The following is a 12,854-nucleotide window of genomic DNA, read 5'->3' as shown; positions in this document are numbered from 1 at the left end:
ATTCAGGTGATGCCGGCCTGCAAATGGCTGGTACCTGCGCTTCCGGTGCTCACGTACTTTAAGTACGCTCCGCTCCGGTTCTCGGCGTCAGCCATTTTCGACTCGGCCTGACCTGAATCTCAACGGACCCTATCTTGGCGCGGACCCGTTCATCTCCGTACCCAGATGTGCCTTGAGCGCCATCTGGGCCAGGCTTGCCTGGCGATCGCGATGAGTGATCATGGCGAAGTCGCGTTTCGGCAGTTCGAGCGGCACCGATCTCAGACCGCCTTCGGCCACGGCGCGGGCCACGACAAGCTCCGAAATGATGGTGGCGCCGGCTCCTGCCTCGACCGCCTGGCGGATAGCCTCATTACTCGGCAGCACCAGGAATATCTGGAGGTCGGCGAGCGAAATCCCTTCGTGGCGCGCCAGATCCTCCAGCACCTCGCGCGTACCCGAACCACCCTCGCGGATGATCCAGCGCAGACCCTTGATGTCAGGGCGGCCGGGCGCGACTTCGGGGATCTCCGGATGCGCGCTGGCAACCACCAGCATCAGCCTGTCGACGTCGACCTTGGTGCGGCGCAGTATGTCGGACTCGGTGCGGCCTTCGACCAGGCCGAGATCCGCAGCGCCATCGAGGACATTGGCCTCGACCTGCCTGGTGTTGCCGATGGAGACGCTCAGCCTGACGGCCGGATAGGCTTCGTGGAAGGAAGCCAGCCGGCGCGGCAGCCAGTAGCTGGCGATGGTCTGGCTGGCGGCGATCGAGAGGCTGCCGGTGACGGTCTGTGAGACATGCTCCAGCACATTGCGCGCGGCGGCGGCCCGCTCGAGCACGGCCTTGGCCTCCGGCAGGAACCGGTGGCCGGTCTGGGCAAGCTCGATGTTGCGGCCGACGCGGTTGAACAGATGGACGCCGTGCTGTTCTTCAAGCGCCCGGATGGCGGCCGATGCGGCCGACTGCGAAATGCCCAGCAGTTCCGCCGCCTTGGTCATATGGCCGCGCTCTGCGACGGCGACGAAAATCCGCAACTGGTCCAGGGTCATGTCTGCATTAAGAACCAATATCGATCGAATTTACAAGAACAACTGATTAGACAGATCGATAGCTTTATTCTAAGTTTTCGAACGAAGTTAGAAAAAATTCGCCGAGAGATCGCAGAGAACAGAATGATCGGGCGGTTCAGATCCCTGCTTGCGCATTGGACCCGCGGCATAAGACGGCGGCTGGCCGGCGATCGCTACCACCCGGAAGAGCATTACATGCGCGGCCCCGGACCGAAGACGCGGGCCAAATCCATGGGCCGTACAGGCGCCACCGGATCATGATGCAGGGACCGCCGCGCGGCGCGAATTCGGCACCATCGCAACGCCCGCTTGCCGACACGCGAGCGCCTGACGAAGGCGACGGCGTCGACACCTCGCCTGATGTTTCCGACAGCATCGCCAAGACGACCTGCTACATGTGCGCCTGCCGCTGCGGCATCGATGTGCACATCAAGGATGGCAAGGTCCGCTACATCAACGGCAACAAGGACCACCCGGTCAATCGCGGCGTGATCTGCGGCAAGGGCAGCTCCGGCATCATGCAGCACTACAGCCCGGCAAGGCTGAAGAAGCCATTGCTGCGCACCGGCCCTCGCGGCTCCGGCGAATTCCGCGAGATCGAGTGGGAAGAGGCGTTTTCGATCGCCACCGAACGGCTCTCGGCCATCCGCCGGACCGACCCCAAGAAACTGGCCTTCTTCACCGGCCGCGACCAGTCGCAGTCGCTGACCGGCTGGTGGGCGAGCCAGTTCGGCACGCCGAACTTTGCCGCCCATGGCGGCTTCTGCTCGGTCAACATGGCGGCCGGCGGTCTCTACACGATCGGCGGTTCGTTCTGGGAGTTCGGCGAGCCCGACTGGGACAACACCCGGTATTTCATGCTGTTTGGCGTCGCCGAGGATCACGATTCCAACCCGATCAAGATCGGCCTCGGCAAACTCAAGGCGCGCGGCGCCAAGGTCGTCTCGATCAATCCGTGCCGCACCGGCTACAATGCCATCGCAGACGACTGGATCGGCATCCGGCCCGGCACCGATGGGCTGTTCGTGTTCGCCCTCATCCACGAATTGCTCAAGGCGGGCCGCGTCGATCTCGATTACCTGCTGCGCTACACCAATGCCCATGTTCTCGTCGTGCAGGAGCCGGGTGCCGCCGATGACGGGCTGTTCGTGCGCGACGCCGACGGCAATCCCCTGGCGTGGGACAGGGTTGCGAAGACGCCTGTCGGCGCCACCGATGCCAGTGCGAAACCGGCACTGACGGGCAGCTTCACGATCGGCGGGCGCCACTGCGTCTCGGTGTTCCAGCTCATCGCCGACCGCTACCTCGATGAGAGCTATGCGCCGGATGCGGTCGCCGAGCGCTGCGGCATTGCCGCCGATACGATCCGCAGGATCGCCGCCGAACTTGCGCATGTCGCCTTCGAACAGACGATCGAACTGCCGATCGCGTGGATCGATTGGGCCGGGCGCCGGCACGAGACGATCAAGGGGCGGCCTGTTTCGATGCACGCCATGCGCGGCATCTCGGCCCATTCGAACGGCTTTCACACCTGCCGCGCCATCCATCTCCTCCAGGTGTTGCTGGGCACGGTGGATGTTCCCGGCGGCTTCCGTTTCAAGCCGCCCTACCCCCGCTCCGCTCCGCCCGGTCCCAAGCCAGCCGGCAAGACCGTCAAGCCGATGACGCCGCTTGACGGCATGCCGCTCGGTTTCGTCTGTGGGCCGGACGATTTGCTGGTCGATGAGGCCGGCACGCCGCTTCGCATCGACAAGGCCTATTCCTGGGACGCACCGCTGGCGGCACACGGCCTGATGCACACCGTCATCCGCAATGCCTGGGCCGGCGATCCCTACAAGATCGACACGCTGATGATGTACATGTCGAACATGGCGTGGAATTCCTCGATGAACACCGTTGAGACCATTGCCATGCTGACCGACAGCGACGAAGCGGGCAACTACAAGATTCCCTTCATCATCTATTCCGATGCCTATTATTCCGAGACCGTGCCGTTCGCCGACCTGGTGCTGCCGGATACCACCTATCTCGAGCGGCATGATTGCATCAGCCTGCTCGACCGGCCCATCAGCCATGCCGACGGACCGGGCGACGCCATCCGCTATCCCGTCGTCGAGCCGGACCGCGACGTCAGGCCGTTCCAGTCGGTGCTGATCGAACTCGGCGCCCGGCTCGGCATGCCCGGTTTCGTCGATGAGGACGGCACGGCCAAATACCGCGACTACGCCGACTACATCGTCAATCATGAGCGCACGCCCGGCATCGGCCCGCTCGCCGGCTGGCGCGGCAAGGACGGGACCTCGACCGGCAGGGGCGAGGCCAACCCGGACCAGCTGCAGCGCTACATCGACAATGGCGGCTTCTGGCATCACGATTTCGCCGACGACCAGCGCTACTACAAGATGGCCAACCGCTCCTATCTCGACTTCGCCGAGAGCATGGGCTTTATCCCCAAGGCCGAGCCGATCGTCTTCCAGCTCTACTCCGAACCGCTGCAGCGCTTCCGCCTTGCCGCGCGTGGGCATGGCCCTGTCTTGCCACCAAAGGGTGACCGCCAGCGCATCGAGACCTACATGGACCCGCTGCCCTTCTGGCACATGCCCTTCGAGGAAGCGGCCGTCGACCTGGAAGAATATCCGCTGCATGCGCTGACGCAGAGGCCGATGCACATGTACCATTCCTGGGGCTCGCAGAATGCGTGGCTGCGGCAGATCACCAGCCAGAACCGGCTGTTCGTGCATCACCGGACGGCAGCTGGCCTTGGCCTTGTCGATGACGACTGGGTGTGGATCGAAAGCATCAACGGCAGGGTGAAGGGGCAGATCAAGCTGATCGACGGGGTCAACGAAAGCACGGTCTGGACCTGGAACGCCATCGGCAAGCGGCGCGGCAGCTGGGGGCTGAAGGACGACGCGGCCGAGAGCAACCGTGGCTTCCTGCTCAACCATATCATCGGCGACCAGACCTCGGCTGACGCTCAGGGCAAGCGCTATTCGAATTCCGATCCGGTCACCGGCCAGGCGGCTTGGTTCGACCTGCGCGTGCGCATCGTCAAATGCGCAGCCGAAGAAGCCGGCTTCACCGAGCCGCAATTCGAGCGTTTCCGGCAGCCGCCGCATTTCGAACCCTCACCCGACATCCTTCGCTTCGGTGCCGAATTCCGCAGGGCAAGAGAGGCGACCGAATGACCTGTCTGCCAAGCCAAAGCGGCAAGAAGCTCGGCCTCGTCATCGATCTCGACACCTGCGTCGGCTGCCAGGCCTGCGTCACCGCCTGCAAGGAATGGAACACCGGCGGCCACATGGCACCGCTGACCGACATCGACCCCTATGGCGGCCATGTCGACGGCGTCTGGTTCAACCGCGTGCACGCTTACGAGCACACGACCGAGATGGGCGGGCGCACCGTCAATTTTCCGCGTTCCTGCCTGCATTGCGAGACACCGGCCTGCGTCACCGTCTGCCCGACCGGCGCCTCCTACAAGCGGGCCTCGGACGGCATCGTGCTGATCGACGAGGACAAGTGCATCGGCTGCAAATTGTGCAGCTGGGCCTGTCCCTATGGCGCGCGAGAATTCGATACGGACGTCGGGGTGATGAAGAAGTGCACGCTGTGCGTCGACCGCATCTACAATGACAATCTGGCCGAAGAGGACCGCGTACCGGCCTGCGTCGCCGCCTGCCCGACCAGCGCCCGGCATTTCGGCGATCTCGGCGATCCCCTATCGGCGGTTTCGCAACTGGTGGCGGAGCGTGGCGGCGTCGACCTGATGCCTGAGCTCGGCTATCGCCCGACCAACAAATACCTGCCGCCGCGCGCCCACACCACGCGCGCCGCATCGGTGGCAGCACCCGCACTCGAACCGGTGCGGGCCGAAGGCGGTTTCCTCGGCTGGGTCGACCGCATGCTTTCGAACTGACCCATGCATCCAGCCTTCTCCGTCGTCTTCTTCACCACCGCCACCGGCGCCGGCTATGGACTGCTGGCTCTGCTGGGCATGTTCGGAGGCTTCCAGATCATCCCGCCCGATTTCTGGCTGGGCTTCATCGGCATGGGGCTGGCGCTCGGCTTGATCGTAGCCGGACTGTTGTCCTCGACGGGTCATCTCGGCCGCCCCGAACGCGCCTGGCGGGCCTTCTCGCAGTGGCGCAGTTCCTGGCTGTCGCGCGAAGGCGTTGCCTCGGTCATTACTTTTATCCCGGCGGGACTGTTCGGCATCGGCTGGGTGTTTTTCGGCAGCAGCGGCGGTTGGGTGACGGTGGCCGGATTGCTGACGGCCTGTGGTGCCGTCGTCACCGTCTGCACCACAGGCATGATCTACGCGTCGCTGAAGCCGATCGCCCAATGGCACAGCCGCTATACGCTGCCGGCTTATCTGATCTTTTCGGCGATGACCGGCAGCATGCTTCTGAATGCGCTGCTGCAAGGTTTTGCTGTCGGCTCGAAAATTCTTCTGGTGGCTTCCATGCTCCTGACCTTGCTCGGCTGGAGCTGGAAGCTGGCGACCTGGCGCTACAATGACCGGCTGGAAATTCCGACCACCGCCAACACCGCGACCGGGCTGGCCGGCGGCACGGTGCGGTCGCTGGAATGGCCCCACACCGAGGAGAATTATCTACTCAAGGAAATGGGTTTTCGCATTGCACGCAAACACAGCGCGCGGCTGCGCCAGATCGCACAGGGTCTGGCCTTTGCCTTGCCCGCCCTGCTGCTCGCGGCTGCTTTCGCCCTACCCTGGCCCTTCGCAGCGGCGCTGTCGGTGCTCGCCGTGATCGTGCAGTTCGCCGGCATGTTGGTCGAACGCTGGCTGTTTTTCGCCGAAGCGAAGCACACCGTCACGCTCTACTACGGCGGGTAGGGAACGCCAACATGCCCTCGCAATTGCTGGATGTCAGTTAGTGTTGTCGTAAGTTGTGGCTCGGAAGAATGTGTCGTAGTTCTAGGAACGGCATCTTCCGGATTGGCATAGCAGGCGATGATCCTCACTCCCTTCAATTTAGCGTCGCATCTCGCACGAGGGGTTTGCGTTGCAGGCATTTTGGTTTTTGCCTCCCACGATTTAATAGCAGGCGCGCTCGAAGCCGACGCCGCCTTTGAGGCGAAGAATTATACAGAAGCGTACAAAGAATGGACGGCCCTCGCCTTAGGGGGCGATATCACTGCGCAGTTTAATGTCGGATTTCTGTATTCCAGGGGGCTTGGTGTGCCTCTGGATTATTCCAAGGCTGCCGAATGGTGGGATAAGGCGGCGGATCAGGACATGGCAGTGGCCGAGTTGAATCTTGGTCTTTTGTATTCTTGGGGAAAAGGCGTTCAGCAAGACGATGCGAAAGCGGTGGAACTTTGGCGCGGTGCCGCTGTTCAAGGTTTGGTCGAGGCTCAGCAATATCTTGGATACATGTATTTTCTTGGCAAAGGAGTACCCCAAAGCGGTGCCGATGGGGTTCTTTGGTCGACCAAAGCAGCGGAACAAGGCAACGTTGACGCGCAGGTAAACTTGGCCACTGCCTACCTGACCGGCGAGGCCGTGGATAAAAACGACAAGCTGGCCTTTTATTGGTACGAGAAGGCCGCGCAGCAAAATAACGGCAAAGCGCAGTTCAACTTGGGCGTGATGTACTTGAAAGGCGTTGGTGTCGAGAAGAATATCGAGCTTGCTGTCCAATGGCTGAAACGCTCCGCAGCGCAAGGGCATAATGGTGCGGAAGAGGCGCTCGACCGCATACAGGCAGCATTGAAGAAAACTTGAATTCCATCAAGACTAAGCGGCGACCTCAGCCCGGCCGCAGCATCGAGCCGGAAATGGCAAAGATGCGTTGGGCGCCCAGCATATAAGCCATCAGCGTGTCCAGCCGGAACAGCCCGGCATAGGCGCGGTCGAGCACGTTGAGCGAGCCGGTATAGGCGCCAAAGGCCGGCATGATCATGCGGCCGCCATCGCCGGCAAAGCAGCGGCGCCGCACCGAGCGGCCCTGCTGCACGATGCGGGCGCAGGGATGCAGATGGCCCGCTATTTCGCCTTCGACACGCTGCTTCGACGGCTCATGCCGGAACAGCAGGGAGCCTATAGCAAGTTCACGCACCGTTTCGCCGGGCAGATCGGCTGGAGCTTCCGGATCATGATTGCCGGCAACCCAGAACCATTGCCGGCCTGATATCAGCGCTTCCAGCCGCTCGCGGAAGCTTGCATGCATGCGCTGGGCGCCGCCGCCATCGTGAAAGCTGTCGCCCAGGCTGATGACGATCGAAGGCTGGTAGTCTGATATCACCGCCTGAAGCCGCAGCAAGGTCGCACCGGTGTCGTAGGGCGGGATCAACGTGCCGCGCCGTGCCAGCGACGAACCCTTTTCCAGATGCAGATCGGACACGGCCAGAAGCCGCAGATCCGGAAAATAGAGCACGCCGCGCGGGTCGCAGACAGCGCGCTCGCCGGCGATGCCGACGAGATCGGCCTCGGCGATCAGCGATATGCGCGCCAGCGAAAATTTCATTCCACACTCATTCCCGGCCCCATGGCCTCCTCGACCAATGTCGCCGCATCCATCAAAAGCGTTTCATCGGCTTCGCCATGGACCGGCATCTTGCCGATCTCGAGCATGATCGGCACGGCGAGCGGCGATATCTGTTCGAGTGCCTTATGCACGATTCGACCCTGGATGCGCGAGAGCATGTCGGCAAGTCTGCTGACATCGAGCAGACCGGTCGCTGCGTCGGCGCGTGTTGCCTGCAGCAGAATGTGGTCCGGTTCATGGCTGCGCAGCACATCGTAGATCAGGTCGGTCGAGACCGTGACCTGGCGACCACTCTTTTCTTGGCCCGGATGGCGTTTCTCGATCAACCCCGAAATCAGCGCGCAATTGCGGAAAGTGCGTTTGAGAAGCCAGCTGTCGGCCAGCCAGGCTTCGAGGTCGTCTCCAAGCATGTCCTGGTCGAAAAGCGCCCCAAGCGAAGGCTTCCTGGCTTTGAACATCGCGCCCATGTCGCCCAGTGACCATATCGCCAAAGCATAATCGGTGGCGACGAAGCCGAGCGGCCTGGCTCCTGCTCTGTCAAGGCGGCGGGTGAGCAGCATGCCGAGCGTCTGGTGCGCCAGCCTGCCCTCGAACGGGTAAGCCACCAGATAGTGGCGGTTGCCTCGTGGAAAGGTCTCGATCAGCAGGTCGTCGCGTTTGGGAAGCACCGATTTGTCGGCCTGGTATCGCAGCCAGTCGGCGACCTGCTCGGGCAGCTTCTTCCATCGCTGCGGGTCGTCCAGCATGATGCGGACCTGTTCGGCGAGATAGGTCGAAAGCGGGAACTTGCCGCCGCCATAGTAAGGCACCTTGGCATCGCTGCCGGGCGCGTTCGACACGAAGCATTCATTCTCGCGGATGCCTTCGAAGCGCAGAACCTTGCCGGCGAACATGAAGGTGTCGCCATGCGTCAACGTTTCGAGGAAGGCCTCCTCGATCTTGCCGAGAACCCGGCCGCCGCGCGAAGCCGCACCTTTGCCGCCGGCCTTGATATAGCGCACATTCAGCGCCGGAACCTCGATGATGGTGCCGACATTCAGCCTGTATTGCTGGGCGACGCGCGGATTGGACACCCGCCAGAATCCATCCTTGTTCAGGCGTATGCGGGCGTAGCGCTCGTAATTCTTGAGCGCATAGCCGCCGGTGGCGACAAAATCGATGACGCGGTCGAAAGTCGGCCGGTCGAGGCTGACATAGGGTGCTGCCGTTCGCACTTCCTCGAACAGATCATCGGCACGGAACGGCGCGCCGCAGGCGCAGCCGAGTACATGTTGCGCCAGCACGTCGAGACCGCCATCGATCAAGGGAGGCGTGTCCTGCGCGCCGAGATAGTTGGCGTCGAGGGCGGCCCGGCATTCCAGCACCTCAAAGCGGTTGGCCGGGATGAGGATCGCCTTGGACGGCTCGTCCATGCGGTGGTTGGCGCGGCCGATGCGTTGCGCCAGCCGGCTCGCCCCCTTTGGTGCGCCGACATGCACGACCAGATCGACATCGCCCCAGTCGATGCCGAGGTCGAGCGTCGAGGTGGCGACGATGGCGCGCAGTGCGTTTTCCCCCATCGCCTTTTCGACGCGCCGGCGCTGGGCGACGTCGAGCGAACCGTGATGCAGCGCGATCGGCAACGTATCCTCGTTGACCCGCCACAATTCCTGGAACAGCAGCTCCGCCTGGCTGCGCGTGTTGACGAACAACAGGGTCGTCTTGTGGCGCTTGATCTCTCGGTAGATCTCAGGCGTGGCGTAGCGCGCCGAATGTCCCGCCCATGGCACCCGCTCTTCGGAATCGAGGATAGAAATCTCCGGTTTCGCGCCCCCGGTGACGACGATCAGTTCCGCCATGTCATGGTCTGTCGAACCCTTGGGCGGATTCTGGCTGACCAGCCAGCGCCGCAACTCGTCCGGCTCGGCCACCGTCGCCGACAGCCCGATGGTTTGCAGACCAGGGACAAAGCTGCGCAACCGCGCCAGACCGAGCGCCAGCAGATGTCCGCGTTTCGACGTCACCAGCGAATGCAGTTCGTCGAGCACGACGTAGCGCAGATCCTCGAAGAAACGTTTAGCATCGCCGGCCGCAATCAGTAGCGCCAGTTGCTCGGGCGTGGTCAGCAGGATGTCGGGCGGCACCAGCTTCTGGCGCTGGCGCTTGTGGGCGGGGGTGTCGCCGGTGCGCGTTTCGATGGTGACAGGCAGGCCGATCTCTTCCACCGGCTTGCCGAGATTGCGCTCAATATCGACGGCAAGCGCCTTCAGCGGTGAGATGTAGAGCGTGTGGATACCGCGACGCGCCTGGCCCGGCTTTCTCTTGGGCCTGTTGGCCAGTTCGGTCAGCGAAGGCAGGAATCCGGCCAGCGTCTTGCCGGCACCGGTCGGCGCAATCAGCAGGACTGATTGCCCGGCCTGGGCTTTCGCCAGAAGTTCGATCTGATGGGCGCGCGGCGACCAGCCTTTCTCACCAAACCATCTGATGAATGGTTCGGGCAGGGCCACGGCGGCATTCTGTTCGGCAAGGCGCGGCTGCTCTGTCACCCGCCAGAGGTAGCGCGACGGCGGCTAATCGCCAAGAAGAATCGGAACAAAAGGGGATCGTTCTTCCCTAAGGCCGCCGAAACCCTGTCGGGCTGCCATAGAGATAGCCGATGCGCGCGACGGCGTCTTTCAATCCCTCGTGCGACACCAGCATGGTGTGGCCATTGGCGTGGATCATCGTGTCGGCATCCGTCATGACGGCGACATGGCCCTTCCAGAACACCAGATCGCCGCGTCGCAAGCCTGAGAAATCAGGTCCCGGTTCGAGCGGCTCGCCAAGTGTCGCCGCCTGCATGTCCGAATCGCGCAGCACGTCGCTGCCGGCCATGCGCATCGCCAGTTGCACTAGGCCCGAACAGTCGATGCCGAACCCGGAAGTGCCACCCCAGAGATAGGGCGTGCCGAGAAACGCCTCGGCAACCGCGACATAGTCGGAGCCAGCTTCACTGAGCGGCCGCAGGTGACCTGCGATCAGCGCCTCGCCGGAAGGCAGGACCGCATAATGCGTACCGCGCGTCTCGGCGGCCTCCGTCACTGTCACCGTCGATCCCATCGACAATTGTCCGGCGATCGGAAAGCGCAGATCCGGCCCGGGGTAAAGGAAGGTGCGCGGCACGCAGACGATGTGAGTGGCCGCGTGATCCCGGCCCCCGAGCATCGTGTCGGCGACATAGCCGACATAGCCGTCGCGTTCGGCCTGGACCCAGGCCCAGCCTTCAGCGACATCGAAGACCAGGACATCGTCGCCGAACAGCGCTTGCGTGTTGACGCCGGCATCAGGCCGCGGCGCCTTGCGCATATCGGCCACTGACGCGATGACCCGCGCCGGCCGGCCGGCGACGAAGCGGTCGGCGGCGACCTCGCCCTTCAGCCTTGCATCGGCGAGATCGGAGCGAAAAGCGTGAAGGCGGGCATCCCTGGCGGTCAAATCGAGCACTCTGTTGAAAAGGTAATTCGCTCACATCGGCAGTTCGAGCGCCTTGGCGATGATACCATCGCCGAAGCGCTCGACAAAGAGCGCGCCCTCGACCGTGCGCCTGATCAGAACATTGCGCTTGTCGAGTTCGTCGCGATGGCGCGAGACGAGTTTCAAAGCGCCCATCGTGTCGAGCGCGCGGGTGATCACGGGCTTGGTGACATTGAGGCGCGCGGCGAGCCCGCGCACGGTGTGCGGCGGCGGATCGAGATAGATGGTGAACAGGATTGCCGTCTGGCGCATGGTCAGATCGGGCGCGTCGTCGCGCACCTGCGACAGCATCACCTGCTGCCACAGTCGCAAGGCCTGGCTCGGGCGCATCGCAATCGACATCGCGCCAGCATGACGGCAAATTGTTTCGGTTCCGTTTCAGTCAAAGCGATTGCCGTCTCTCGCCTGCAACCGTCAGCCGTAGCGTTTCGCGATGATCCGCTCCAGCGCGCGGATGCCTTGTGCCTCACCGCCGGCGGGGCCATGCGGACGGTCAGCCGGGTTCCAGGCGAAGATGTCGAAATGCGCCCAGCCCGCGGTTTTTTCGACGAAGCGCTTGAGGAACAGCGCCGCGGTGATCGAGCCGGCGAAACCATCCGGGGTGACATTGTTGATGTCGGCGATCTTCGACGACAATTTTGCATCGTATGGCTGCCACAGCGGCATGCGCCACAGCGGATCCTCGACCGCGACGGAAGCCGCCGCAAGATCGGATGCCAGCATTTCGTCGCCGGTGTAGAACGGCGGCAGATCGGGGCCGAGCGCGACACGGGCAGCCCCGGTCAGCGTCGCCATGTCGATCAGAAGCTGCGGCTCCTCCTCGTCGGCCAGCGCCAGCGCGTCGGCCAGCACCAGCCGCCCCTCGGCATCCGTGTTGCCGATCTCGACAGTGATGCCCTTGCGGCTCGCAAGCACGTCCCCGGGCCGGAAGGCGTTGCCGGCAATCGAATTTTCGACCGCGGGAATGAGCACGCGCAGCCGCACATTCAGCCCGGCAGCCATGATCATCGAGGCAAGGCCAAGGACATTGGCGGCACCGCCCATGTCCTTTTTCATCAGCAGCATGCCGGACGATGGCTTGATGTCGAGACCGCCCGTGTCGAAGCAGACGCCCTTGCCGACCAGCGTTACCTTCGGCGCCCCTTGCTGCCCCCACTGCATATCGATCAGGCGCGGCGCGCCGGCCGACGCACGGCCGACAGCATGGATCATCGGGAAATTCCGGTCGAGGAGATCGTCACCCTTGACCACCGAGACTTCGGCCTTGTGCCTGGCAGCCAGGGTCCGCACCGCCTCCTCCAAATCTTCCGGGCCCATATCGCTGGTCGGCGTGTTGACCAGATCGCGTGTCAGGAAGACGCCATCGGCAATGCGGCGAACGCGCCCGGCATCGACGCCTGCCGGCAGGCCGAAGCGCAGCGCCCTGCCTGACTTCTTGCCGTAACGGGTGAAGACATAGCCGCCGAGCACCAGTGCGGTGGCCGCGAGTTCGGGCTCGACCGGCGCCGAGGCGAAATGCCAGTCGCCTTCCGGCAAGGCCTTCGACAGTGCGCCGAGGGCGAGCGCGCCCTCGCCATCGCCGACGCCGAACAAGGCGCCGCCGAGCGCCCCGTTTTCGCCGGGCACGACCAGCGTCCTGCCTGCCTCGCCGGAAAAGCCGTTGGCCCTGGCCCAGGCGACAGCGGCCGGCGCAAGGCCGGCCGCGTCCAGACCGTCCCTGGCGATCAGATGGACCGGCAGCGCGCCCGGCAATGTCTTCCCGACGAGTTCGACAGGCATGCGATGTTCTCCGTGTGA

General features: G+C 63.5%; 10 protein-coding genes. 4 read left to right on the top strand and 6 right to left on the bottom strand.

The window, feature by feature from the left end; all coding sequences use genetic code 11:
• Positions 1–129: 129 nt before the first annotated feature.
• Positions 130–1,032: a LysR substrate-binding domain-containing protein gene (locus NKH97_RS12795; RefSeq protein ID WP_352439635.1), complete on the bottom strand. Its 903-nt coding sequence runs from the start codon at positions 1,030–1,032 to the stop codon at positions 130–132.
• Positions 1,033–1,310: 278 nt separating this feature from the next.
• Here NKH97_RS12795 and NKH97_RS12790 point away from each other — a divergent pair, with 278 nt between their 5' ends.
• The 4 genes from NKH97_RS12790 (at position 1,311) to NKH97_RS12775 (ending at position 6,802) form a co-directional block, all read left to right on the top strand.
• Complete coding sequence (locus tag NKH97_RS12790) at positions 1,311–4,241, top strand: molybdopterin oxidoreductase family protein (RefSeq protein ID WP_352773371.1); 2,931 nt, start codon at positions 1,311–1,313, stop codon at positions 4,239–4,241.
• Positions 4,238–4,972 (top strand): 4Fe-4S dicluster domain-containing protein, encoded by a 735-nt coding sequence (locus NKH97_RS12785; RefSeq protein ID WP_023811364.1) that lies wholly within the window; start codon positions 4,238–4,240, stop codon positions 4,970–4,972. Before NKH97_RS12790 ends, NKH97_RS12785 begins: the two co-directional genes overlap by 4 nt.
• Before the next feature lie 3 nt (positions 4,973–4,975).
• Positions 4,976–5,911, top strand: a complete 936-nt coding sequence (locus NKH97_RS12780; RefSeq protein WP_352773374.1) for a dimethyl sulfoxide reductase anchor subunit family protein — start codon at positions 4,976–4,978, stop codon at positions 5,909–5,911.
• A gap of 117 nt (positions 5,912–6,028) precedes the next feature.
• A complete protein-coding gene (locus NKH97_RS12775) occupies positions 6,029–6,802 on the top strand; it encodes a tetratricopeptide repeat protein (RefSeq protein WP_352797085.1) in 774 nt (257 codons plus the stop codon).
• A gap of 25 nt (positions 6,803–6,827) precedes the next feature.
• Here NKH97_RS12775 and pdeM read toward each other — a convergent pair whose 3' ends face one another.
• The 5 genes from pdeM to NKH97_RS12750 form a co-directional block, all read right to left on the bottom strand.
• Positions 6,828–7,544 carry a ligase-associated DNA damage response endonuclease PdeM gene (gene pdeM, locus NKH97_RS12770; protein ID WP_352439639.1) on the bottom strand — a complete coding sequence of 239 codons (717 nt, stop codon included), beginning with the start codon at positions 7,542–7,544 and terminating at the stop codon, positions 6,828–6,830.
• On the bottom strand, positions 7,541–10,090 hold the full coding sequence (locus NKH97_RS12765; protein ID WP_352773381.1) for a ligase-associated DNA damage response DEXH box helicase: 2,550 nt from the start codon (positions 10,088–10,090) through the stop codon (positions 7,541–7,543). Before NKH97_RS12765 ends, pdeM begins: the two co-directional genes overlap by 4 nt.
• A gap of 67 nt (positions 10,091–10,157) precedes the next feature.
• Positions 10,158–11,018, bottom strand: a complete 861-nt coding sequence (locus NKH97_RS12760) for a C40 family peptidase (RefSeq protein ID WP_352631063.1) — start codon at positions 11,016–11,018, stop codon at positions 10,158–10,160.
• A 30-nt stretch (positions 11,019–11,048) separates the two neighbouring features.
• On the bottom strand, positions 11,049–11,399 hold the full coding sequence (locus NKH97_RS12755) for a MarR family winged helix-turn-helix transcriptional regulator (protein WP_013533675.1): 351 nt from the start codon (positions 11,397–11,399) through the stop codon (positions 11,049–11,051).
• Positions 11,400–11,471: 72 nt separating this feature from the next.
• Complete coding sequence (locus NKH97_RS12750; RefSeq protein WP_352773384.1) at positions 11,472–12,836, bottom strand: leucyl aminopeptidase family protein; 1,365 nt, start codon at positions 12,834–12,836, stop codon at positions 11,472–11,474.
• Between the last annotated feature and the right edge of the window lie 18 nt (positions 12,837–12,854).

The organism is Mesorhizobium sp. M0870 (assembly GCF_040319775.1).
In the GTDB taxonomy this organism is placed as follows: Bacteria; Pseudomonadota; Alphaproteobacteria; order Rhizobiales; family Rhizobiaceae; genus Mesorhizobium.
Note: the sequence above shows the minus strand (reverse complement) of the source record. Positions and strands in the feature narration are given on the sequence as shown.